General features: G+C 72.5%; 28 protein-coding genes and 1 riboswitch. Of the genes, 12 read left to right on the top strand and 16 right to left on the bottom strand.

The window, feature by feature from the left end:
• Nucleotides 1-127: 127 nt before the first annotated feature.
• From rpmF to dhaK, 10 genes are all read right to left on the bottom strand, one after another.
• Entirely contained in the window at nucleotides 128-298 is a 171-nt protein-coding gene (gene rpmF, locus ACZ6C1_RS05420; protein WP_469237890.1) for a 50S ribosomal protein L32, read from the bottom strand.
• Nucleotides 299-358: 60 nt separating this feature from the next.
• A complete protein-coding gene (locus ACZ6C1_RS05415) occupies nucleotides 359-913 on the bottom strand; it encodes a PadR family transcriptional regulator (protein WP_469237889.1) in 555 nt (184 codons plus the stop codon).
• Nucleotides 914-939: 26 nt separating this feature from the next.
• Nucleotides 940-2,973, bottom strand: a complete 2,034-nt coding sequence (locus tag ACZ6C1_RS05410) for an oxidoreductase (RefSeq protein WP_469237888.1) — start codon at nucleotides 2,971-2,973, stop codon at nucleotides 940-942.
• Nucleotides 2,974-3,100: 127 nt separating this feature from the next.
• Nucleotides 3,101-3,946 (bottom strand): energy-coupling factor ABC transporter ATP-binding protein, encoded by an 846-nt coding sequence (locus tag ACZ6C1_RS05405; protein WP_469237887.1) that lies wholly within the window; start codon nucleotides 3,944-3,946, stop codon nucleotides 3,101-3,103.
• Nucleotides 3,943-4,692: a cobalt ECF transporter T component CbiQ gene (gene cbiQ, locus ACZ6C1_RS05400; protein WP_469237886.1), complete on the bottom strand. Its 750-nt coding sequence runs from the start codon at nucleotides 4,690-4,692 to the stop codon at nucleotides 3,943-3,945. Before cbiQ ends, ACZ6C1_RS05405 begins: the two co-directional genes overlap by 4 nt.
• 5 nt (nucleotides 4,693-4,697) lie before the next feature.
• Complete coding sequence (locus ACZ6C1_RS05395; RefSeq protein ID WP_469237885.1) at nucleotides 4,698-5,105, bottom strand: energy-coupling factor ABC transporter substrate-binding protein; 408 nt, start codon at nucleotides 5,103-5,105, stop codon at nucleotides 4,698-4,700.
• A complete protein-coding gene (locus ACZ6C1_RS05390; RefSeq protein ID WP_469237883.1) occupies nucleotides 5,102-5,785 on the bottom strand; it encodes an energy-coupling factor ABC transporter permease in 684 nt (227 codons plus the stop codon). The genes ACZ6C1_RS05395 and ACZ6C1_RS05390 overlap by 4 nt, the downstream gene beginning before the upstream one ends.
• A gap of 31 nt (nucleotides 5,786-5,816) precedes the next feature.
• Nucleotides 5,817-6,051, bottom strand: a riboswitch (cobalamin riboswitch).
• A gap of 67 nt (nucleotides 6,052-6,118) precedes the next feature.
• On the bottom strand, nucleotides 6,119-6,520 hold the full coding sequence (locus ACZ6C1_RS05385; protein WP_469237881.1) for a PTS-dependent dihydroxyacetone kinase phosphotransferase subunit DhaM: 402 nt from the start codon (nucleotides 6,518-6,520) through the stop codon (nucleotides 6,119-6,121).
• Complete coding sequence (gene dhaL / locus ACZ6C1_RS05380; RefSeq protein WP_469238185.1) at nucleotides 6,517-7,131, bottom strand: dihydroxyacetone kinase subunit DhaL; 615 nt, start codon at nucleotides 7,129-7,131, stop codon at nucleotides 6,517-6,519. The genes ACZ6C1_RS05385 and dhaL overlap by 4 nt, the downstream gene beginning before the upstream one ends.
• Nucleotides 7,132-7,139: 8 nt before the next feature.
• Nucleotides 7,140-8,132, bottom strand: coding sequence for a dihydroxyacetone kinase subunit DhaK (gene dhaK / locus ACZ6C1_RS05375; protein ID WP_469237879.1), 993 nt, complete (start codon nucleotides 8,130-8,132; stop codon nucleotides 7,140-7,142).
• 225 nt (nucleotides 8,133-8,357) lie between these two features.
• Between dhaK and ACZ6C1_RS05370 the strand changes: the two genes are divergently transcribed.
• Nucleotides 8,358-8,588 (top strand): hypothetical protein, encoded by a 231-nt coding sequence (locus tag ACZ6C1_RS05370; protein ID WP_469237877.1) that lies wholly within the window; start codon nucleotides 8,358-8,360, stop codon nucleotides 8,586-8,588.
• 105 nt (nucleotides 8,589-8,693) lie between these two features.
• Complete coding sequence (locus tag ACZ6C1_RS05365; RefSeq protein ID WP_469237875.1) at nucleotides 8,694-9,074, top strand: hypothetical protein; 381 nt, start codon at nucleotides 8,694-8,696, stop codon at nucleotides 9,072-9,074.
• A 208-nt stretch (nucleotides 9,075-9,282) separates the two neighbouring features.
• Here the strand turns inward: ACZ6C1_RS05365 and ACZ6C1_RS05360 are convergent, their stop codons facing one another.
• Nucleotides 9,283-10,080 (bottom strand): N-formylglutamate amidohydrolase, encoded by a 798-nt coding sequence (locus ACZ6C1_RS05360; protein ID WP_469237873.1) that lies wholly within the window; start codon nucleotides 10,078-10,080, stop codon nucleotides 9,283-9,285.
• A 56-nt stretch (nucleotides 10,081-10,136) separates the two neighbouring features.
• On the opposite strand from ACZ6C1_RS05360, the gene ACZ6C1_RS05355 reads away from it, so the two are divergent.
• The 8 genes from ACZ6C1_RS05355 to ACZ6C1_RS05320 all read left to right on the top strand — a co-directional run bounded on the left by ACZ6C1_RS05355 (nucleotide 10,137) and on the right by ACZ6C1_RS05320 (nucleotide 18,014).
• Nucleotides 10,137-11,012 (top strand): DUF72 domain-containing protein, encoded by an 876-nt coding sequence (locus tag ACZ6C1_RS05355; RefSeq protein WP_469237871.1) that lies wholly within the window; start codon nucleotides 10,137-10,139, stop codon nucleotides 11,010-11,012.
• Nucleotides 11,013-11,071: 59 nt separating this feature from the next.
• On the top strand, nucleotides 11,072-11,218 hold the full coding sequence (locus ACZ6C1_RS05350; RefSeq protein WP_469237869.1) for a hypothetical protein: 147 nt from the start codon (nucleotides 11,072-11,074) through the stop codon (nucleotides 11,216-11,218).
• 22 nt (nucleotides 11,219-11,240) lie between these two features.
• The gene (locus ACZ6C1_RS05345) at nucleotides 11,241-11,648 is read left to right on the top strand and encodes a DUF3662 domain-containing protein (protein WP_469237867.1); all 408 of its coding nucleotides are present in this window, start codon (nucleotides 11,241-11,243) and stop codon (nucleotides 11,646-11,648) included.
• A 139-nt stretch (nucleotides 11,649-11,787) separates the two neighbouring features.
• Nucleotides 11,788-14,184 (top strand): SpoIIE family protein phosphatase, encoded by a 2,397-nt coding sequence (locus tag ACZ6C1_RS05340; RefSeq protein ID WP_469238183.1) that lies wholly within the window; start codon nucleotides 11,788-11,790, stop codon nucleotides 14,182-14,184.
• A 17-nt stretch (nucleotides 14,185-14,201) separates the two neighbouring features.
• Nucleotides 14,202-15,311, top strand: a complete 1,110-nt coding sequence (locus ACZ6C1_RS05335; protein ID WP_469238181.1) for a sugar ABC transporter substrate-binding protein — start codon at nucleotides 14,202-14,204, stop codon at nucleotides 15,309-15,311.
• A 14-nt stretch (nucleotides 15,312-15,325) separates the two neighbouring features.
• Nucleotides 15,326-16,111, top strand: coding sequence for an ATP-binding cassette domain-containing protein (locus ACZ6C1_RS05330; RefSeq protein ID WP_469237865.1), 786 nt, complete (start codon nucleotides 15,326-15,328; stop codon nucleotides 16,109-16,111).
• On the top strand, nucleotides 16,111-17,328 hold the full coding sequence (locus ACZ6C1_RS05325) for a sugar ABC transporter permease (protein WP_469237864.1): 1,218 nt from the start codon (nucleotides 16,111-16,113) through the stop codon (nucleotides 17,326-17,328). The genes ACZ6C1_RS05330 and ACZ6C1_RS05325 overlap by 1 nt, the downstream gene beginning before the upstream one ends.
• 98 nt (nucleotides 17,329-17,426) lie before the next feature.
• Nucleotides 17,427-18,014 (top strand): hemerythrin domain-containing protein, encoded by a 588-nt coding sequence (locus tag ACZ6C1_RS05320; RefSeq protein ID WP_469237862.1) that lies wholly within the window; start codon nucleotides 17,427-17,429, stop codon nucleotides 18,012-18,014.
• Between the two features lie 39 nt (nucleotides 18,015-18,053).
• Here the strand turns inward: ACZ6C1_RS05320 and ACZ6C1_RS05315 are convergent, their stop codons facing one another.
• The 4 genes from ACZ6C1_RS05315 to ACZ6C1_RS05300 all read right to left on the bottom strand — a co-directional run bounded on the left by ACZ6C1_RS05315 (nucleotide 18,054) and on the right by ACZ6C1_RS05300 (nucleotide 20,148).
• Nucleotides 18,054-18,500: a DUF4383 domain-containing protein gene (locus ACZ6C1_RS05315; RefSeq protein WP_469237860.1), complete on the bottom strand. Its 447-nt coding sequence runs from the start codon at nucleotides 18,498-18,500 to the stop codon at nucleotides 18,054-18,056.
• Nucleotides 18,501-18,650: 150 nt separating this feature from the next.
• Complete coding sequence (locus ACZ6C1_RS05310; RefSeq protein ID WP_469237858.1) at nucleotides 18,651-18,851, bottom strand: hypothetical protein; 201 nt, start codon at nucleotides 18,849-18,851, stop codon at nucleotides 18,651-18,653.
• A gap of 150 nt (nucleotides 18,852-19,001) precedes the next feature.
• Nucleotides 19,002-19,697: a type 1 glutamine amidotransferase domain-containing protein gene (locus tag ACZ6C1_RS05305; protein ID WP_469237856.1), complete on the bottom strand. Its 696-nt coding sequence runs from the start codon at nucleotides 19,695-19,697 to the stop codon at nucleotides 19,002-19,004.
• 94 nt (nucleotides 19,698-19,791) lie between these two features.
• Complete coding sequence (locus tag ACZ6C1_RS05300) at nucleotides 19,792-20,148, bottom strand: hypothetical protein (RefSeq protein ID WP_469237854.1); 357 nt, start codon at nucleotides 20,146-20,148, stop codon at nucleotides 19,792-19,794.
• Between the two features lie 171 nt (nucleotides 20,149-20,319).
• Between ACZ6C1_RS05300 and ACZ6C1_RS05295 the strand changes: the two genes are divergently transcribed.
• Nucleotides 20,320-20,595, top strand: coding sequence for a DUF1876 domain-containing protein (locus tag ACZ6C1_RS05295; RefSeq protein WP_469237852.1), 276 nt, complete (start codon nucleotides 20,320-20,322; stop codon nucleotides 20,593-20,595).
• 86 nt (nucleotides 20,596-20,681) lie between these two features.
• On the opposite strand, the gene ACZ6C1_RS05290 is transcribed toward ACZ6C1_RS05295, so the two are convergent.
• Nucleotides 20,682-21,086: a ChaB family protein gene (locus ACZ6C1_RS05290; RefSeq protein ID WP_469237850.1), complete on the bottom strand. Its 405-nt coding sequence runs from the start codon at nucleotides 21,084-21,086 to the stop codon at nucleotides 20,682-20,684.
• A 183-nt stretch (nucleotides 21,087-21,269) separates the two neighbouring features.
• Here ACZ6C1_RS05290 and ACZ6C1_RS05285 point away from each other — a divergent pair, with 183 nt between their 5' ends.
• On the top strand, nucleotides 21,270-21,719 hold the full coding sequence (locus ACZ6C1_RS05285; RefSeq protein WP_469237848.1) for an SRPBCC family protein: 450 nt from the start codon (nucleotides 21,270-21,272) through the stop codon (nucleotides 21,717-21,719).
• The last annotated feature ends 250 nt before the right edge of the window (nucleotides 21,720-21,969 follow it).

Raw genomic sequence — 21,969 nt, 5'->3', positions numbered from 1 at the left:
CACGACCGGGACGTCCCGGTCGCTCAGGCGCGGTTGAGCGGGGTCGTGTTCCGGTCGCGGAGGAGGCCGGCGAGGGCCGTGACGGGAAGGCGGGCGCCGGGGCCGGTCGCCGTGGCCGTCACCGTGCTCAGTCCTCCGGGTGGATCAGGCCGCGTTCGTACGCCTTCACCAGGCGCTGGGGCACCTGGTGGACGGTGCCGTCGATGGTGACGGAAACCAGCTGGGGCGTCGTCGCCTTCCACTGGGCGCGTCGGTGGCGGGTGTTGGAGCGGGACATCTTCCGCTTGGGTACGGCCATGGCTCTGGGACCTCCATCGTTCGGTACGGTGGCGGCCACGCTACATGAAAATGATTACCGTTAACAATCCGGCTTCCGCAGGTCCAGGTCGTCGAACGCGGCCAGCGCCTCCGTCAGCCATCCCGTCCAGAACCGCTCCAGCTCGATCCCCCCGCGCAGCACCAGATGACGCAGCCGGTCCGCCTCGGAATCGCGCTCCGGCGGGAACTGCCGCTCCTCCATCCCCAGGTACTCCTCCAACTGTGCCCGGTGCAGGGCGAGATGGCGGCGCAGCTCGTCCGCGAAGCCCTCCGTCCCCACCACCGCCGCCGCCCGCAGCCGCAGCAGCAGGGCGTCGCGGATGGGCTTGGGGTCCTCGCTGCGCCGCACCCAGTCCGTCAGCTCGGCGCGGCCCGCGGGCAGTACTTCGTACTCCTTCTTCTGCCCACGGGACGGCACCGGGGCGGGCAGGGCCCGGATGTGCCCCGCCTGCTCCAGTTTTCCCAGCTCGCGATAGATCTGCTGGTGCGTGGCCGACCAGAAGTAGCCGATCGACCGGTCGAAGCGCCGGGTCAGCTCCAGGCCCGAGGACGGCTTTTCGAGCAGAGCGGTGAGGATCGCGTACGGGAGTGACATGACCGCATCCTATGGACGCGGAAATCTCACAGGGTCGCCGCCAGCCGCGTCCCCTGGTCGATGGCGCGCTTGGCGTCCAGCTCCGCCGCCACGTCCGCGCCGCCGATCAGGTGCACCGGCACCCCGGCCGCCGCCAGCTCCTCGTGCAGCTCACGCCGCGGATCCTGGCCCGTGCACAGCACCACCGTGTCGACCGGTATGGTGCGGGCCTCGCCGTCCACGGTGATGTGCAGGCCCTCGTCGTCGATCCGGTCGTACGCGGCGCCCGCGATCATGGTCACGCCCCGGTGCTTGAGCTCCGTGCGGTGGATCCAGCCCGTCGTCTTGCCGAGGCCGGCGCCGACCTTCGACGGCTTGCGCTGCAGGAGGTGCACCGTGCGCGGCGGCCTCGGCCGCTCCGGCGCGCGCAGCCCGCCGCGCTCGGCGTAGGAGGTGTCGACGCCCCACTGCCGGAAGTACGTCTCGGGGTCCTGGCTCGCGCCCTCGCCGCCGTCCGTGAGGAACTCCGCGACGTCGAAGCCGATGCCGCCCGCCCCGATGATCGCGACCCGCTCGCCGACCGGCGCCCCGTCGCGCAGCACGTCCAGGTAGCTGACCACGGACGGGTGGTCGACGCCCGCGATGGCGGGCGTGCGCGGACTGACACCGGTCGCGACGACCACTTCGTCGTATCCGGCGAGCAGGTCCGCGGTCACGAACGTTCCCAGCTTCACGTCCACGCCGCGCAGCTGGAGCTGGGTGCGGAAGTAGCGCAGCGTCTCGTCGAACTCCTCCTTGCCCGGCACCCGCTTGGCGATGTTGAGCTGTCCGCCGATCTCGGACGCGGCGTCGAACAGGGTGACGTCATGGCCGCGTTCGGCGGCCGAGACCGAGCAGGCGAGCCCGGCCGGACCGGCGCCGACGACCGCGATCCGCTTGCGCAGCCGGGTGGGGGAGAGGACCAGTTCCGTCTCGTGGCAGGCCCGCGGGTTGACCAGACAGGAGGTGATCTTCCCGCTGAAGGTGTGGTCGAGGCACGCCTGGTTGCAGCCGATGCAGGTGTTGATGGTCTCCGGCCGGCCGTCCGCGGCCTTGGCGACGAAGTCGGGGTCGGCGAGGAACGGCCGGGCCATCGAGACCATGTCCGCGCGGCCCTCGGCCAGGATCCTCTCGGCGACCTCGGGGGTGTTGACGCGGTTGCTGGTGATCAGGGGGATGGACACCGAGCCCATCAGCCTCTTGGTGACCCAGGTGTACGCGCCGCGCGGCACGGAGGTGGCGATGGTGGGGATCCGGGCCTCGTGCCAGCCGATGCCGGTGTTGATCAGGGTCGCGCCGGCCGCCTCGATCTCCTTGGCGAGCGCGACGACCTCCTCCAGGGACGAGCCGCCCGGCACCAGGTCCAGCATGGAGAGCCGGTAGATCAGGATGAAGTCCGCGCCGAGCCGCTCGCGCGTCCGGCGGACGATCTCCAGCGGGAAGCGGACCCGGTTCTCGTAAGCGCCGCCCCAGCGGTCCTCGCGGCGGTTGGTCGCGGCGGCGATGAACTCGTTGATCAGGTAACCCTCGGAGCCCATGATCTCGACGCCGTCGTACCCCGCCGACTTCGCCAGCTCCGCCGCCCGTACGTAGTCCTCGATCGTCTGCTCGATCTCGGCGTCGGTGAGCTCGTTCGGCACGAAGGGGCTGATCGGCGCCTGGAGGGCGCTCGGAGCGACGAGGTCGCGGTGGTAGGCGTACCGCCCGAAGTGCAGGATCTGCATCGCGATCCGCCCGCCGGCCGCGTGCACGGCGTCCGTCACGACGCGGTGCTTCGCCGCCTCCTCCTCGGTGGTCAGCTTGGCCCCGCCCTCGTAGGGCCGGCCCGCCTCGTTCGGCGCGATGCCGCCGGTCACGATGAGCCCGACGCCGCCGCGGGCGCGCTCGGCGTAGAACGCGGCCATGCGCGCGAAGCCGTTCTCCGCCTCCTCCAGCCCGACGTGCATGGACCCCATGAGCACCCGGTTGGGCAGGGTGATGAACCCCAGGTCCAGGGGCTGGAGCAGGTGCGGGTACGGGGCCGGGGCCTGGGTCGCAGTCATGGGGGCGCCTCCTCGCGCGATGTCGTCGCCCCAGTTGTAGACGACGCCGCCCGCTTGTGCAACAAGTTGCATAAGCGGCCGGGCGTGAGGTGCGTAACGTCCGACGGGGAGGCGGCGCCCCCGGGTGTCACCCCTCCCGGACCGCCGCCGCCCACTCCTCCAGCTCCTCCGGGGTGCGCGGCCCCGCCTCCCCGGGCCCCAGCAGCCCCCGGTCCCGCAGCACCCGCGCCACCGCCATGCCCCACGGGCGCCGCAGGCGGGCCGCGTCCAGGAGCGACTGGTCGGCCAGGAGCTCGGCGACCGGTCCGGTGCGCAGTCCTTCCGGGGTGAGGACCGCCGCGTCGTCGGCCCAGCGGAGGGCCAGGTCCACGTCGTGCGTGGCCATCACCACCGTGGTCCCGGAGGCGCGCAGCAGGTCCAGGACCGCCAGCAGCCGTTCCTGGCCGTGCGGGTCGAGGCCGGCGGTCGGCTCGTCGAGCACGAGGACCCGGGGTCGCATGGCGACCGCGCCCGCGATCGCCGCCCGCTTGCGCTGGCCGTACGACAGCAGGTGCGTCGGCCGGTCCTCCAGCGCCGTGATGTCCAGCGCCTCCAGGGCCTCGCGCACCCGCTCCCGCACCTCCGGCTCCGTCAGCCCCAGGTTCATCGGCCCGAACGACACGTCCTGGCCCACGGACGCCGCGAACAGCTGGTCGTCCGGGTCCTGCACCACGAGCTGCACCGTCGTACGCAGCCGGGTCAGCCCCGCCCTGTCGTACGACACCTCCTGTCCCTGGAGGAGCAGCCGGCCGCCGACGCACCGCAGGCCGCCGCTCAGCAGCCGGAGCATCGTCGTCTTGCCGCTCCCGTTGCGGCCGAGCAGCGCGACGGACCGCCCCTCGGGCACGGCGAAGTCGACGCCCCGCAGCACGGCGGGGCCGTCCTCGTAGGCGTATCCCGCACCGACGAGTTCCACGACGGCAGGAGCATTCATGGCAGGAACCTTTGCAGTACGAAGGTGAGGGCGACGAGCCCCGCGAGCAGAACGGCCGTCGCCCCCAGGAACCGCCCGGAGACCGCCGTCTTCGGCACCAGCACCCGCAGCGTGCCGTCGTAACCGCGCCCCGCCAGCCCCGTCTGGAGCCGCGCCGCCCGGTCGAAGGCGCGCACGAACGCCGTCGCGCCCAGGCCCGCCAGGGAACGCCAGGTGGCCGCCCGGCTCGTCAGGCCGAGCCGGGCCGCCTGCGCCTCCCGGATCCGCCGGACCGAGTCCAGCAGCAGGAAACTGATCCGGTACATCACGAGCGCCACGTCGACCACCGGCGCCGGCACCCCCGCCCGCACCAGCCGCGGCAGCACGTCGGACACCGGCGTGGTGAACGCGAACAGCAGCACGCCCAGGGAGGCCGCCGACGTACGCAGCAGCAACCGCCCCGCGTGCACCGGTCCGTCCGGCGCGAGCGTGACGAACCCGTCCGGCCCGCCGACCTGGAACAGCAGCGGCACCGCGCCCGTCACACAGAAACCGAGCGGGATGCGCCACGCCCGCCACAGCTGACGTGCCGCGACCCCGGCCGGGCCGAGCAGCACCACGAGGGTCGCGGCGGCGACGAGTACGGCCCCCGGCCAGGGCGGCAGGCACACGGCCAGCGCCGTCAGCCCGAAGCCCAGGGCGGCCTTCTCGCACGGATGGCGGCGGCGCCAGCGGCTGCTGTGCGCCGCCGCGTCGATCGGCAGCACGGCGGCTAGGCGGAGGCGCGCGACGCGTCGGCGCCCGAGGGCCCCGCTTCCGAGGGCCCCGCTTCCGAGGGCTCCGTCCCCGGGACGTCCCCGCCCGGCGCCCCGGCGCGGGCGCGAGCCTCGCCCTGCCGACGGCCGCGCCGCAGACCGAAGTAGTAGGCCAGCACCCCGGCGCCGAGGGCGGCCTGGAGGGAGAACAGCGCCGACTCGATCTCACCGGACGGCGGCTCGTACAGCGGGCTGAACCACGGCTTGTAGTCCGGGTGCGACTCGGTGATGGCCGTCTCGGCCTGCCCGTCGGCACCCGTGAACGGCTCCTCCTTGTGGTCGCCCATCCCCAGCGCCAGCGGCAGGACGGCGAGCGCGACCACGACGAGCAGCAGCAGCGTATTGATCCTGGCGTTACGGCTCATCGGGCCACGGCCTCCTTCTTCACGGACACGACACCGAGCCGGGCCAGATCACCCTTGCTGGACTGCATCAGCAGCCGCATCACCAGCACGGTCAGCAGACCCTCGCTGACGGCCAGCGGAATCTGGGTGACGGCGAAGATCCCGCCGAACTTCGCCAGCGCCCCGACGACACCGCTGCTGGGGTCCGGGAACGCCAGCGCCAGCTGCACGCTGGTGACGCAGTACGTCGACAGGTCGGCCACGAACGCCCCGAAGAACACGCTCACCATCAGCGGCACGTCGAAGCGGCGCAGCAGCCAGTACACGCCGAAACCGGCCCACGGACCGACGATCGCCATCGAGAACGCGTTCGCGCCCAGCGTCGTCAGGCCCCCGTGCGCCAGCAGCAGCGCCTGGAAGAGCAGGGTGATGGTGCCGAGGACCGCCATGATCGGTGGCCGGAACAGGATCGCGCCCAGGCCGGTGCCGGTCGGGTGGGAGCAACTCCCGGTGACCGAGGGGATTTTCAGGGCGGACAGGACAAAAGTGAAGGCACCGGACGCGCCGAGCAGGAGAGTCGATTCGGGATTCGCCTTGACCTCGCGGGTCAGCGAACGAACGCCATGGGCGACGAAGGGAGCGGCGGCGACGGTCCAGGCGACCGCGTGCGCGGGGGGCAAATAGCCCTCGGCGATATGCATGATGTGGGGAGACCCTCTCCAGCACCTCGTGGATGGACAACGCGCCCTGGCCGGTCTCCTGGCTGACGGGAGGGGGTCCGGGGGTGTCCCCCCCGGACGACGTGCCGCCGCGACTCCGCCTTCCCGGACACCGCGGTCTCCCGCGGCGTTCCAGTGGCTTCCAGGGGTGGATTCCCCGGGAGTGGAGCCGGACTTCCCGATCACAGTGGCGAGGGCCGCACCGGTACCGCACCGGTTTCCCGTACACCAAGGCCCTGCGACAGTAGTGCGTTGACCAGGTACATCACAACCCGCGCGTCGGTGCGCGGCCCGGCTCCACCCCGTGGGCGCGCCTCACTCCTTGCGGTATCCGTACGCCTCGGACGCTGCCCGCACCACCGCGTCCAGATCCCCTCCCGCGGACGCGGTGACCACCGCCGCCACGGCGCCCTCCACGAACGGCGCGTCCACCAGACGCGTCCCCCCGGGGAGTTCGTCGCCCTCCGCGAGCAGGGCCTTCACCGTCAGGACGGCGCTGCCGAGGTCCACCAGGACGGCCACCCCCGCCCCGCCGTCGACGGCCGCCGCCGCCCGTGTGATCAGCTCCGCGCTGGTGCCGAGACCACCGTCCGGAGTGCCGCCCGCCGCCGCCACCGGCGCGGTCCCGCCACCGGCGAGGCCCCGGGCCAGCTCGGCGACCGAGGACGCGACGGCCGCGCTGTGCGAGACCAGCACGACGCCCACCCGCGCGCTCACCGAGCCCCCTCGGCGTCGGCGAGCGCCGCGATCAGCAGCGCCGAGGACGTCGCGCCCGGGTCCTGGTGACCGACGCTCCGCTCACCGAGATAGCTGGCCCGGCCCTTGCGCGCCCGCATCGGTACGGTCGCGAGGGCGCCCTGGTCCGCCGCCTCCGCCGCCGCCGCGAACGACGCACCGAGCGACTCGGCCAGCGCCTCGACGGCCGGCTCCAGCGCGTCCAGCATCGTCTTGTCCCCGGCCTTCGCCCCGCCGAGCTGCGCCACCGCCGCCACGCCCACCCGCAGCGCCTCCGCAAGCTGCACGGGCGCCACCTCGGCGGCGTCGCCCAGCGCCTTGCCGGTGCGCCGCAGCAGCGTCCCGTACAAAGGCCCCGACGCGCCGCCGACCGTCGAGATCAGCTGCTGCCCCGCGAGCCTGAGCACGGCCCCCGGCGTCATGGCCGTACCGCCCTCCAGGGCCTTGACCACCGCGGCGAAACCGCGCTGCAGATTGGCACCGTGGTCCGCGTCACCGATCGCCGAGTCGAGCTCGGTGAGCCGGTCCGCCTCCCGGTCCACGGATGCGGCCACGCCGGTCATCCAGCGCCGGAAGAACTCCGCGTCAAGCATCACGGGCCTCACATTCCCCACCGCAGGGCGGCCGTCCGCACCGGCGCGTCCCACAGTCGCAGCAGTTCCTCGTCCACCTGACACAGGGTCACCGAGCACCCGGCCATGTCGAGCGAGGTCACGTAATTGCCGACGAGCGTACGGGCCACGGAGACGCCCCGCTCGCCCAGCACCCGCTGGACCTCGGCATTGAACCCGTACAGCTCCAGCAACGGCGTCGCACCCATGCCGTTGACCAGCACCAGCACCGGACCGCTCGGCCCGAGGTCCTCCAGGACGGCGTCCACCGCCAAGTCGGCGATCTCGCCCGAGGTCATCATGGGGCGCCGCTCCCGCCCGGGCTCCCCATGGATGCCGATGCCCAACTCCAGTTCACCCGGGGGCAGATCGAACGTCGGGCTGCCCTTCGCGGGCGTGGTGCACGCGCTCAGCGCCACACCGAAACTGCGCGAACCCGCGTTCACCCGCCGGGCGATCGCCTCCACCCGCTCCAGGGGCGCCCCCTCCTCGGCGGCCGCACCGGCGATCTTCTCCACGAAGAGCGTGGCCCCGGTCCCGCGCCGCCCCGCCGTGAACGTGCTGTCGGACACGGCCACGTCGTCGTCCACGAGGACCTTGGCGACCCGCACGCCCTCGTCCTCGGCGAGCTCGGCCGCCATCTCGAAGTTCAGCACGTCCCCGGTGTAGTTCTTGACGACGAACAGCACCCCGTGCCCACTGTCCACGGCGGCCGCCGCCCGCACCATCTGGTCGGGAACGGGTGACGTGAAGACCTCGCCCGGACAGGCCGCCGCCAGCATTCCGGGCCCGACGAACCCGGCGTGCAGCGGTTCGTGCCCGGATCCGCCCCCCGACACCAGCGCCACCCGCCCGGCGACGGGCGCGTCACGCCGCACCACGACCCGGTTCTCCACGTCCACGGTGAGCTCGGGATGCGCGGCCGCGATCCCGCGCAGGGCGTCGGCGACGACGGTCTCGGCCACGTTGATCAGCATGCGCAACGGAATCTCCCAGCAGGATGGTCGGACGGGTCTCTGGCGGGACTGCAGCCGACCCTGCCACGCCGGCCGGTGCCGTGTCAGCGGGACGTCCCGGCTGAGCCGGAGCGCCGCCGGTGGGCAGCCGTTGGCGTGAACTGTGGTTCGGGCGGGTGACCCGTCGTGCCGGACCGTGAGGATGTGATTACGGTCGTTCGAGTGCCATCCCCTCTCGAAGGACGGTCCAACATGGCGAACAACGAAACCGGCGACGTCACGGGCACCAAGGACAAGAACTACAACCTGATCTGGTACGTGGAGTCCTGCCTGAACAACGCGCTGCGGCTGGAGACCTACATCAAGGACGCGGAACGGGAGAACGACGCGGAGATCGCCGACCTGTTCCGCAAGGCGCAGAGCGACAGCCGCAAGGGCGCCGAGCTGGGCAAACAGCTCCTGCGCGGCCGTCTCGGCAGCTGACCGCACAACGCGGTCCCCGGCAGGGCGGCACGCCCCTGGGCGTGCCGTTCGCCATGGGTGGGCCCCACGGGCACATCCGCCCGCACGGGACGGGGGTGGAACACGATGGCACGGCTGGAGGTGCGCGACCACGAGCTGGTCGTCCGCCTGTCGTGGTGGGAGGCGGCCGCGGCACGGCGGAGGGAAGTCCGCGTGCCCCTCGCCGCCGTGCGGGACGCCCGGGTCGAGCCCGACTGGTGGCGCAGCCTGCGGGGCACCGCCGAGCGCGGGCTCCGCAGGCCGGGGCGTTTCTGCGTGGGGACATGGCGGCACGGCGAGGGCCTGGACTTCATGGCCGTACGCGCGGGCGGCCCGGTGGCCGTCGTCGAGCTGTTCCCCGGCCGTACGTTCGCCCGCCTGTCCGTGTCCACGGCCGACGCCGAGGAGACGGTCCGGGCGGTGCGCCTGGCCGCGCGACGTGCTCCGGGTGCGTCGGGCGGGGCGTAACGGTGGCGCTCGGCGCCTGGTGTGGTCATCGGTTCCCCCCGTGCGGTCCGTCCGGCCGCCTGGTCCGTCCGCCCCCGCCGGCGACATGGCGGCGCGAAAGCCGCGCGACCCCGGTCGCCCGGGCGGGTGGTGGCGGCCACCGGTCCGGCCGGGCCGGGGACACCGCGGAAGGGCGTGCGCGGCCCCACGCGTCCGCCGTGTCGCCGCGTCAGCCGGAGATCCGCCCCACCAGACCGGCCAGCGCCCTCGCCAGCGCCTCGACGCCCTCGCCACGAGGCGCTCCCCGGTCGTCCAGGTACAGATCGCGCCGGATCTCCACCATCAGCGCGCCGACCCTCGGGTCCAGCCCGTAGTACCGCAGCGGTACGTACGTTCCCGCGAACGGCGTGTCCAGCGCCGTGCCGCCGAAGCCCGCGAACGCCTGCCGCGCCGCGTCCAGCAGCGGACCGGGCGTGTGGAAGGGGTCGGTGCCCAGACAGATGGGCGGGCGGGGCCCGTCGCCGTGGAGCTCGTACGGCAGCGCCTCCGCCGGATACGAGTGGACGTCGAGGACCACGGCGCTCCCCACCGCTTCGAGCCGGTCGGTCACCGCCGCCGTCATCGCCTCCGCGTACGGGTGGAAGTAACGGTCGATCAGGGGCTGTACGTCGGTGTCCGCCGGGCGGAGGTCCTCGCGGTGCGTGGTCCGGGTGTAGACCGCGCCCATGCCCACCGCCAGCATCTCCTCGCGCTCGTCGGGGAAGCGCTCCGGGTCGACCACCAGGCGGGACAGCCGATTGACGAACCGCCAGGGCTCCCTCCTCGCGGCCTTCGCCGCCGCGGTGGCGATCCGCTCCGTGTACGCGTCGGTGATGTGGTCCAGTTCCGCTTCGAGGGCGTGGTCGTCCAGCACGATCCCGGCGCGCACGTCCGTGGGTATCGCCCGGGAGGAGTGCGGGACATGGAGGATCACGGGGGAGTCGGTCGCGCCCGGGTGGAGCAGGAAGGGGGCGGGGGTCTCGGTCATCTGGTTCCTCGGCCGGGGTCGTCACGGGTGGCCGCTCCCGGGGTAGGCGGGGCGGCATGGGCAACATCCTGATCGGTACATGTTCCTGGACGGACAAGGCACTTGTCGGCAGCGGCTGGTACCCGCCGGCGCGACGCGACCCGGAGGGGCGACTGCGGCACTACGCCGAACGGTTCCCCCTGGTGGAGGTGGACTCCACGTACTACGCACTCCCCAGCACGCGCAACAGCCTGCTGTGGGCGGAACGCACGCCACCCGGCTTCCGTTTCGACGTCAAGGCGTTCTCCCTGCTCACCGGCCACCCGACCCGCACGGCCGCCCTGCCCGCCGACCTCCGTGGCCGCGACACGGGCGATCCCGGCTTCCTCGACGAGGTGTGGCACCGCTTCAGCGACGCCCTGCGCCCGCTGCGTGACGCGAACCGGCTCGGCACCCTGCTGTTCCAGTTCCCGCCCTGGTTCGCCCCCGGACCGCGGGCGGAGGCCGTCCTCGACCGCGTCCGGAAACGCGCCGCCGACTGGCCCGTGGCCGTGGAGTTCCGGCACCCCGACTGGTGGCGGGACGAACGGCGGCCCCGCACCACAGCCCTCTTGCGGGCCCTGGACGCGGCGGCCGTCGCGGTGGACATGGCACAGGACCTGCCCACCTCCATACCTCCGCTCACCCCGGTCACCTCCGACGACCTCGCGGTGGTCCGGTTCCACGGGCGCAGCCCCGCGTGGGGCACCGGGACCAAGGAGGACCGCTTCCGGCACCGTTACGCGGAGGACGAGCTGACCGAGTGGCGACCCCGCCTCCGCCGGCTGGCCGACCGGGTCGCGCACCTGCACGTCCTGTTCAACAACTGCTGTGCCGACGCCGCCGTACACGCCGCCGAGTGCATGACACGCCTGCTGGGTCACCGGGGACATCCTCACGACGCCATCGGGTAGACGCGCCTACACGGCCGGTCCGTACACAGTCGGGCCGGAGCCCGTCACAAGGAGGAGACATGTCCGGATTGATGACGCGTATCAAGCAGTTCACCCGCAGCCCCCAGGGCCGGCGGACGATCGCGTCGGCGCGCCGCGCCGCCGCCGACCCGCGCAACCGCGCGCAGGCCCGCCGGCTGTTCGGCCGGCTGCGCGGCCGCCGGTGACGGGAGAACGGAGGTCAGGCGTATGGGGATGGGAACGCTGACACGGTGGGAACGGGCCCTGGAGCGCTGGCAGAGTGCCCTGGTCTCCAAGGCCCGTCACCACGAGCCGGTCGAGTTGCTCGACGAGCTGCGCCGAGAGTGCGACGACCACGCCGTGGTGTGCAGCCAGAGCAGAGTCGTCGTGCCCAACGCGTACGAGGTGGAGCTGGACGCCACGGTGTACGAGGAGCTGATGCGCCACGGCGGCGGGGACGTGGGACAGGAGCTGACGGACGTCCTCGCCCGCCACGGCGAGCGCAACGGCTACGAGTGGGCGGGACCGCTGACGGTACGCATCACCCCGACGACGCGGCCGCCCGGCGACCCCTATCAGGTGGCCAGCAGCCCCATGCCCCACGTCCGCGCGGACGCCTTCCCGGCGGCCGACTGAGCACCGTACGGAGGCGCCGTCCGGGGGGCCGGGCGACGCGCTGACTGGCTGTGGGTACCGGGGAGGGCGCAGCATGGGGTAAAGGCGATGGACAGCGGCGCACGCTGGTGGCTTCCCGCGTACGGAGGCGGTGCACGCGTTGACCGGGCACATCTTTGCGAGCTGCGGGGTGGAGCTGGCCGCTGTCTACGTGCCGTCCGACACCATCGACGAACTGCGTCTGGCCGAGGTGGTCGGCGACTCCCACGGGCCGTACGAGATCCCGTCGGCGTACACCCTCTCCGGCCGCTCGGCGGTCGCCGACGCCTGCCGGGCGGGACGACCCCTGTGGCGGACGTGCGAGGAGCCGGATCCGCACGGCACGGGCGGCGGGCCGGTGTCCCTGGGCGCCCTGCCGCTCGGCGGGGACCCGCAGCTGCTCGGCTGCCTGCTCGTGGTCCGCAAGGACGGCGACGGCTTCGACACCGACCAGCGGGCGTTCCTGGAGCTGTACGCCGACCAGACGGCGGCCGGGCTGGAGGCCGCCGCCGCCCGGGTCAGCGCGCCCGTCGACGTTAGCTCACCGACCGGCCACGCCCTGCTGCCCCTGCGCGGCGGCACCTTCGCCCTGACCCTCCGCACCGGCCGGATGGACGTGGACGCCCAGGTGCTGCACCTGCTCGGCGTCGCCCGGGCGGACTTCGACGGGCACGTCTCCACACTGCTGGAGCGCGCCGTCCCGGACGACGTTCCGGCGCTGATGGCGATCGTCGAACCGGACCGGGTGGCCGCCCACGAGCAGCTCGCGTTCCGCGTCCGCCGGCCGGGCGGCGAACTGCGCTGGCTGGGGCTGCGCTGCCGCGTCGTGGCGGGTGCCGACGGCAGGCCGGACCGTGTCCTCGGCGTGGTGGGCGACGCCTCCTACCTGCGGCCCACGCCCGACGAGGTGTCCCTCGTGCAGCGGCTGTCCGCCGCGCTGGCCGGCGCCACGACGATCCGGGACGTCAGCCGGGTCGTCGTCGAGTCCCTGCGCGCGCCGCTGAACGCCACCCGCGTCGCGGTCGCCGAGCTGGAGGGCGACCGGCTCGTGGTCACCCTCCTCCATCCGCCGCAGCCCGACGCCTGGCCCGAGGTGTGGCGTTCGGAGTGGCGCTCGGAGTGGCCGGACGCCTCGACCCACACCCTGCCGACCCTGGAGAGCGCCCTGCGGGAGGGGCATGTGGCCCTCTGGCCGCCCGGCGCCCCCCTCGAACCCGGCCTCTCGGGCATCGGCCCCGGTGGGCTCGCCGTCCTTCCGCTGCCGGCGGACGGCCGGATGGTGGGGGTGTGCCTCGTCGGGTGGGACGGCGAGCACCGCTTCGGACCGGAGGAGCGCTCCCTGCTGACCGCGACGGCCGGTCTGGTGGGTCAGGCCCTGACACGCGCCCACGCCCTGAACGCCGGGCACGAACTCGCCACGATGCTCCAGCGCAGCCTCCTGCCCCGCAAGCTCCCGGCCCTGCCGGGCGGGGAGGCCGTCGCACGGTATCTGCCCGCGACGGTCGGTCTCGAAGTGGGCGGTGACTGGTACGACGTCATCCCGCTCTCCGACGGGCACGTGGCACTGGTCATCGGGGACGTGCAGGGCCACAGTGCCGGAGCCGCCACGATCATGGGGCAGATGCGCACCGCGATCCGGGCCTACGCGGTGGAGGGCCACCCGCCCGACGTCGTCGTCGCGCACGCCAACCGTCTCCTCGTCGGCATGGAGACCGACCTCTTCGCCACCTGCTGCTATGTCGACCTCGACATGGAGGAGGGTCTCGCCTGGGTGGTCCGTGCCGGGCACCTGCCGCCGCTGCTGCGGCTGCCCGACGGCACCACCGAGGCGGTCGAGATCGAGGGCGGCCCACCGCTCGGCGTCATGGCGGACGCCGACTTCCCGCTGACCGAGGTCGGCCTCCTGCCCGGCACCCTCATCACCCTCCTCACGGACGGCCTCGTGGAGTCGGCGAGCCTCCACCTGGACGACGGGATGCGCGCCGTGTGCGAGGTGCTCCGGGCGGCCGACCCGGCCGACCCCGGGCGGGTCGCCGACGAGCTCGTCGCGGGTACCCGCCGGCGGGACGACGACGTCGCCGTGCTGCTGCTGCGCTACGACGGGATGCGGATCCGTCCGATCCGTGCCCGGTGGGCCGTGTGGCGGCTGCCCGACGCCGTGATGCACGCCCGGCGCTTCACGGCGCGCACCCTGCGGGGCTGGGGTGTGACGGAGGAGGTCGACATGGCCCTGCTGGTCGTCTCCGAGCTGGTGACGAACGCCATCGCGCACACCCAGGGGGAGGTGCGGCTCGACCTCACCCTGGCCGGGGACCGTCTCCGTATCGCCGTGAACGACGCCTCGCCCCGCGCCCCCGTCAAGTCCACGAGCGTGGACTGGGAGGCCACCGGCGGCCGTGGGCTCCTGCTCGTCGAGGCGATGTCCACGGCGTGGGGCTCGGTGCCGCTCAGCGGTGGCAAACAGGTGTGGTGCGAGGTCGCCCTGTCACCACGTGAGCCGATCGACGACAGCGAGTGACGGAGGTGACCGAGGTGGTGAACGCGACACGCCGACGGGTCGTGCCCGCGGTTCTCGTGGCGGCCGGGCTGGCCCTGTCCTCCGGCCTCGCGGCCTGCGGGCAGGCCGCCGAAGTGCCCGAGGAGGGTGCGCAGGTCGCCCCCGACGGCCGGTCGATCGGTCTGCTGCTGCCCGACAACACCGACCGCTTCGACACCTTCGACCGGCCTCTGATCGAGGAACGGATCGCCGCCCTGTGCGCCGAGTGCGACGTGGAGTTCGCCAGCGCGCAACACGATGTGGCCACCCAGCAGCACCAGGTCGACACGATGATCACCAAGGGGGTCCGGGTGCTGATCCTGGACGCGGTGGACTCCAGGTCGCTGCGTTCCTCGGTCGACCGCGCACGGGAGGCGGGCATCGACGTGGTCGCCTACGACCGGCTCGTGGAGGGCCCCATCTCGGCGTACGTCTCCTTCGACGGCGAACGGGTCGGGCGGCTCCAGGGCGAGGCGCTTCTCGAGGCCCTGGGCGACGACGCGCACGGCGGCCAGATCGTGATGATGAACGGTGCCGCCACCGACCCCAACTCGGCCTGGTTCAAGGAGGGCGCCCTGTCCGCCCTGGAAGGCAAGGTCAGGATCGGCAAGGCGTACGACACCGCCGAATGGCGCCCCGTGAACGCCCACATGAACATGTCCGGGGCCATCGCCTCCCTGGGCGCCGACAGCATCGACGGGGTGTACTCCGCCAACGACGGCCTCGCCGCCGGGATCATCTCCGCCCTCAAGTCGGCGAAGATCCGGCCGCTGCCCCCGGTGACCGGGCAGGACGCGGAGCTCGCCGGGATCCAGCGGATCGTCGCGGGGGAGCAGTACATGACCGTCTACAAGCCGTTCAAGCTGGAGGCGTACGCCGCCGCTGAGATGGCCGTCGCGCTCGTACGGGGACAACAGCCGGACGGCATCGCGACGGGCACGGTCGACAGCCCCACCACCCGCGACATCCCCTCCGTACTGCTCACACCCCTCTCCGTGACCGTCGACAACATCAAGGAGACCGTGGTCAAGGACGGCATGTACACGATCGGCCAAATCTGCACCCCGAAGTACGCGGCCGACTGCAAGAGAGCCGGACTCACCCCGTGACCCGGGGGAGGGAAGTGGTTCACATGTCAGCACCACCCCTGCTGGCGCTGAAGGGCGTCTCCAAACGATTCGGCGCGGTACGGGCGCTCGCGGACGTCGACCTGGAAATCCGTGCCGGTCAGGTCGTCGCGCTGGTGGGCGACAACGGCGCCGGCAAATCCACCCTCATCAAGATCATCGCCGGAGTGGACCCCGCCGACCACGGCGTGATCGAGTGGGACGGCCGGCCCGTCCACATCACCAGGCCGCACGACGCCCAGGCCCTCGGCATCGCGACCGTCTACCAGGACCTGGCGCTGTGCGACAACCTCGATGTCGTCGGCAACCTCTTCCTCGGCCGGGAGATCCACCGGGTGGGCGTCCTCGACGAGGTGGAGATGGAGCGCCGTACCCTCGGCCTGCTCGACACCTTCTCCATCCACATGCCCAGCGTGCGGGTCCCCGTCGCCTCCCTGTCCGGCGGGCAGCGGCAGACCGTCGCCATCTCCCGCTCGCTCCTGGGCGAGCCGCGGCTGGTCCTCCTCGACGAGCCCACCGCCGCGCTGGGCATCGAGCAGACCGCCCAAGTCCTCGATCTGGTCGACCGGCTGCGGGAACGGGGCCTGGGCGTCCTTCTCATCAGTCACAACATGGGGGACGTCAAAGCCGTCGCGGACTGGATCGCGGTCCTTCGCCTCGGCCGGAACAACGGCTTCTTCGACGTGACGACGACCTCCCACGAGCAGATCATCTCCTCCATCACCGGTGCCACGGACAACGCCGTCACACGACGCACCTCCCGCGAGTGGGAGGCGGGCTGATGAGCGCCACGAACGGTGCCGGCGGCGCCGGCGGCACGAGGGCGCATCACGTCGAGGCGTTCAAGGACAGCCTCCGCAGCGGTGAACTCGGTTCCCTCCCCGTCCTGCTGAGCCTGGGATCGATCTGGCTGATCTTCGTCCTCCTGGACGAGAAGTTCCTCTCCCCCCGCAACCTGTCCAACCTGAGCGTGGACATCGTCGGTACCGGGCTGATCGCCGTGGGCGTCGTCTTCGTCCTGCTCCTGGGCGAGATCGACCTGTCGGTCGGTTCGGTGAGCGGCCTCGCGGCGGCGGCGTTCGCCGTCCTGAACGTCCAGCACGGCATGGCGGAGGGCCTCGCCGTGCTGGTCGCCGTGGTCATGGGGGCGGCGATCGGGGCCGTGCACGGGTTCTTCTTCGCCCGCGTCGGGGTGCCCGCCTTCGTGGTCACCCTGGCCGGGCTGCTGGGCTGGAACGGGCTGATGCTGTACATCCTCGGGTCGAGCGGCACCATCAACCTCGACGACGAGGGCCTGGTCGCCATGCTCACCAGCCACTACTTCAACGACGTGGCCGTCGCGTACGGGGTGGCGGCCCTCGGCACCGCCGGCTACTTCCTCGTCTCCCTGCGGGACGCGCGCCGCCGCGTCGCCGCGGGAGTGCCGTCCCGTACCCCGGGCGCGATCGCCGTACGCACCGGGGCGCTCGCCGTGGTCGCCTTCGCCGCCGCGTTCGTCCTCAACCGGTTCCAGGGGCTGCCACTCGCCCTGCTGATCTTCATCACCGTCCTCGTCGGCCTGGACTACGTCCTGCGCCGCACCACCTACGGGCGCATGATCTTCGCGCTCGGCGGTGGTGTCGAGGCCGCCCGGCGCGCCGGACTCGGGGTGGTGTGGGTGCGGATCTCGGTGTTCATGATGTCGGGCACGATGGCCGCGGTCGGCGGCCTGTTCCTGGCGTCCCGGGTCACCTCGGCCAGCCAGGCCTCCGGCGGCGGCAACCTGCTGATGAACGCCATCGCCGCGGCGGTCATCGGCGGCACCAGTCTCTTCGGCGGACGGGGCCGGGTATGGTCCGCGCTGCTGGGCGTCCTGGTCATCCAGTCGATCGCCTCGGGCGTCGCCCTGCTGGGCATCCAGGCCGCCGTGCAGTTCATGATCACGGGCGGGGTGCTGCTGGTCGCCGTGGTCATCGACTCCCTGTCGCGGCGCGCCCAGAAGGCGCACGGCCGGGTCTGACACCGTGCGCCCCTCCGTCGCCGGGCGGGGGCATGGCCCGCCGTCTGCGTGGGACCCGTCAAGTCTCGTCGTTCCGGAACGAGACGGAGGGAAAGGCCGTGAGCAGCGCGAAGCAAGAACGAGCGGAGGCCGCGAAGCTTCCCGATGACGATGTGATCGGCGTCCTGTTGCGTCAGCACGCGCTGATCCGCGACCTCTTCGCGGAGGTGAGGAGCGCCGGGGGCGAGCGGCCCAAGCGGGAGGCCTTCGACGCGCTGAGGGCACTCCTCGCGGTGCACGAGACCGCGGAGGAGCTGATCCTGCGCCCCGTCGCGACCGACACGGCCGGGCAGGAGGAGGCGGACGCCCGCAACCAGGAGGAGAAGGCGGCCAACAGGGTCCTCGCCGAACTCGAGCGGATGGACGTCTCCAGCCCCGAGTTCGACGATCTGCTCCGCAGGTTCGAGAAGGACGTCATCAGCCACGCGGAGCACGAGGAGAAGGAGGAGTTCCCGTCCGTGCTCCGGGAGTGCCCCGAAGCCCGGCGCAAGAGGCTGGGCGGTCAGCTCCGGATCGTGGAGAAACTCGCCCCCACCCACCCGCACCCCAGGACGGCCGGGTCACCGACCGCGCAGTGGGTCGCAGGGCCGTTCGCGGCCATGCTCGACCGGACCAGGGACGCGCTGAAGCACGTCAGCAGCCGCTGAGGGCCGTCCCAGTGCGACTCCCGCACCCCCGGCGGCGGGTCAGCGAGCCGGCCGCCGGCGGCCCAGCAGGACGCCCAGGGCAACCATCGCGACACCCAGGGCGAAGTGCAGCCAGTTGTCGGCGGTGTTGACCGGGACGAAGTTGGCGGCGCTGTCGTGGTCGATGAACAGCCCGTACAGCCACAGGGCCAGGTAGATCACGCCGCCCACGACCAGGAAGGACCGGGCGGCCGACGCGGACCGTGCCATCGCCAGGCCCGCCAGGCCGAAGGCCACGTGCACGAGGTTGTGCAGGACGGACACCTGGAACACGCCGAACAGCTTCGCCTCGGAGTCGTGCTCGGCGAACTTGAGGGTGTCGTAGTCGGTGGTGATCCCGGGGACGAACCCCAGGACGCCCACCAGGAGGAACACGACACCCACGAGCAGCGCGGCCTGCTGCACAGGGGTCCGGGGGGCCACGGGCGTACCACGCAGACTGTTCATGATCGGGCTTCCTTCACGGGGGACGACCGCATGGGCCGTCTGGATCACCACTTAAGGCGTGATTACCCGTACTGTCTGCATTTATCCCGCCCTTACGCCCGCCGGTCCTCCCGCCCCGGCCCGGTCGGGGGACGCCCCGGCCGGTTCACTTCAGCGGGTCGCGGCCCGGTATGTGCCGGGCTCGCCCGCGGTCGTGTCCACCCCCGCGTCGAAGTGCCTCGGCGTCTCGTCGCGGTCCTCGTCGCCACCGCTCACGACCGCTTGCCCCTCTTGCACCTTTCCCTCGACGGTCTTCCCGTGGCTGCTCCAGGTGACCTCGTCACCTTTGCCGAGCTTCTTGTCCTTGGCCATGGGGCGCCTTCCTTCCGGTCTCCGTGGCGGGCCCGACCCTCGGCCCCCTGCGTGTGTTCCCGCCACGGCACTCCGCTCGTCACCCGGCGGCGCACGCCCGGGGAAGACCACCCCGATGCCGTACCGAGGTCCCCCCGGGCGACCGGGCCGTCAGCCGAGCTTCTTGAGGAGCTCGGCCGCCAGCGGCGCGGAGGAGGCCGGGTTCTGACCGGTGACCAGGTTGCGGTCGACGACCACGTTCGGCGCCCACGGCTCGCCCTCCCGGAAGTCGGCACCGATCTCCACCAGGCGGTTCTGCAACAGCCACTTCGCCTTGTCGGCGAGGCCCGCCTGGGTCTCCTCCACGTTGGTGAAGCCGGTCAGCCGGTAGCCGGCGAAGGCGTTGGTGCCGTCCTCCTTGCCGGCGGCGAGCATGGCCGCCGGGCCGTGGCACACCACGCCCAGCGGCAGGCCCGACTCCAGCGCGCGGGTCAGCAGCCGGCCCGACTCGGCGTCCACCGCCAGGTCCTCCATAGGCCCGTGGCCGCCGGGGTAGAACACCGCGGCGTACTCGCCGAGGTCCACGTCTCCGAGGGCCACCGGGCGCTGGAGGGCGGAGATGGACGCAAGGGCGCCCGCGATCCGGTCGGCGCTCTCCTGGCCGCCGTTGACCTCGGGGGCGAGGCTCGCCCGGTCCACGGTGGGTACGACACCGCCCGGAGTGGCGACCACGACCTCGTGCCCGGCCGCCGTGAACGCCTCGTACGGGGCGACGGCCTCCTCGGCCCAGAACCCGCTGGGGTGCTTGGTGCCGTCCGCCAGCGTCCAGTGGTCGGCGCCGGTCATCACGAAAAGGATCTTCGACATGGTGTGTCTCCCTGGTGTGCGGTCGATGTCTTCGACCGTAAGCCGGGCACCCACAGAGATCCAATGGGGAAACCGATCGGCGGTATCGGGATTCCTATGCCTGACGGGCCGGGTGCGCCGCGATCGACGCGACCGGCGCCGTGTCACTGAGGTGCCCCACCTGGTGCCGCGCCCGGTCAGCGGCCGCAGGTGCCCCGGAGATGGCCGCCGTGGTGGGTGCGGGCGGGGCCGCCTTGGTCCGGTCGTCGGGTGCGTTCGCCACCGAGGACCAGGTACGGAGCCGGTGGCTGGCCGCGTCGTCCAGGCTCACCGGGGCGCCGCGCTGCTCGGCCAGCCGGCTCGCCTCACGGCCGAGCGCCGCGATGTCGTCCCAGCGCAGCCGCAGTACGACCGACACCTCCGCGCCGCCGTCCGGGAGTCCTCGCATCGTCGGCTCGTCGCGCTCGTTCATCGCCGCTCCTGTCATTGCCGCAGAGACGTTTCATCGCATGAGTACGGACCGTCCCGGCGCCCCGTTCAGGACCCGGCCGGAACAATCCGTCCCCACCTTCCCCCGAATGGGCGTGCGGGCAGCCGCGGGTGCACGCTGGAGGAGTGACGGAGTGACCTGGAGGTGTGAGTGATGAAGACGATCGTCGGATGGCACGTGGACATCGAGTTCACCGAGGACGAGGTCGCGGGCAAGACCCGTGCGGCCTGCATGGTCAGGCTCCCGGACGGCACCGAGCTCCGCGCCCACGGCCACGCCAAGCGGCACCCGGACGACATGGAACAGCAGCGCGTCGGCGAGGAGATCGCCGCCGCCCGCTGCCTCAACGAACTCTCACGAAATCTGATGAAGAAGGCCGGGGGTGAGATCGAGGAGGTGACACACATCCCGGCGCACCTGGCCATGTGAGCCCCGGCCGCACGGGACGGGTCACGGCCGGCCGCCGGCCGTGACCCGTCCCGTGCGCACCACACGCCCCGGCGGGGGACCGGCGGTCACGACGACCGCGCCTCCCGCGTCCGGGCCCTGTTCGCCCGGCGAATGGCCTCCAGGAGCTCCGGCTTCGACATCCGCGACCGGCCTGCGATGTCCAGCTTGCCCGCGAGTTCGTACAGGTGCTGCTTGGAGGCGTTCTCGTCGACGCCCTCACCACTGCGGCCGCCCTGCTGCCTCGGCCGCGCCGCCAGCGGGTCCGACGGCCCCTTGCGGCCGCCCTCCTTGCGCTCCCAGTGGTCACCGACCTTCTCGTGCGTGTGCTTCAGGGCGCTGTACGCCACCCGGTGGGCACGCTCGCCCTCGCCGTACTCCTCGACCGCCGAGTCGTGCGCCTTCACCCACGTACGCTGCGCGCTCCTCGGTGAGCGCCGCAGGGTCGACGGCATCTCCTGCTCTCCCGGCACGCTCCTCACCTCCCTGTCACGCTCCACCGAAGGACGGGTGTCCGCGCGGCGCCACGACAAACGGGCCGCGAACGGGGCCATGAGTGCCGGGGACGGGGGCACACGAGGGCCCGAGGGAACCGATGCGGTCGATGCCCGGCGTACGGCCGGGGCTGTCGGGGCCCGGGAAGGACGCAACAGCACATGTCGCAGGTCGAGGAATCCATCGAGGTCGGCGTGCCGGTGCGCACCGCCTACAACCAGTGGACCCAGTTCGAGAGCTTTCCGGAGTTCATGGAAGGCGTCGAGCGGATCGAGCAGCGCACCGACACCCTCACCCACTGGGTGACCCAGGTGAACGGCGCCGCACGGGAGTTCGACGCAGAGATCACCGAGCAGGTCCCGGACGAGCGGGTCGCCTGGACCACCGTCGGCGGTGGGGCACGGCAGGCCGGTGTGGTGACGTTCCACCGCATCGACGCCACGACCACGAAGGTGATGCTGCAGATGGACTTCGAGCCCGACGGATTCACCGAGACCGTCGGCGACAAGCTCGGCTTCGTCAAGCGGCAGGTCACCGGCGACCTCAAGCGGTTCAAGTCCTTCATCGAATCACGCGGCACCGAGACCGGCGCCTGGCGCGGCCAGGTCTGACGCGCGTACACGGCGGCGGGGGCGGGCCACCCGTCCGGACGGGTGATGTGACGCCGCGTCCGGGCCGGGCCTGCCGCCCTCCGGCGGGTCCTGCTGGCAGAGTCGGAGCCGTTAACTCCAAGCGCCCCCACGGGGCTGCTGGGCCGGGGGGGGGGGGGGGGGGAGGGGGGGGGGGGGGGGGGGGGGGGGGGGGGGGGGGGGGGGGGGGGAAGGGGGGGGGGGGGGAGGGATGGAGCAGAGGGGGGGAGGG

The organism is Streptomyces sp. NPDC041796, from assembly GCF_055590785.1.
Note: the sequence above shows the minus strand (reverse complement) of the source record. Positions and strands in the feature narration are given on the sequence as shown.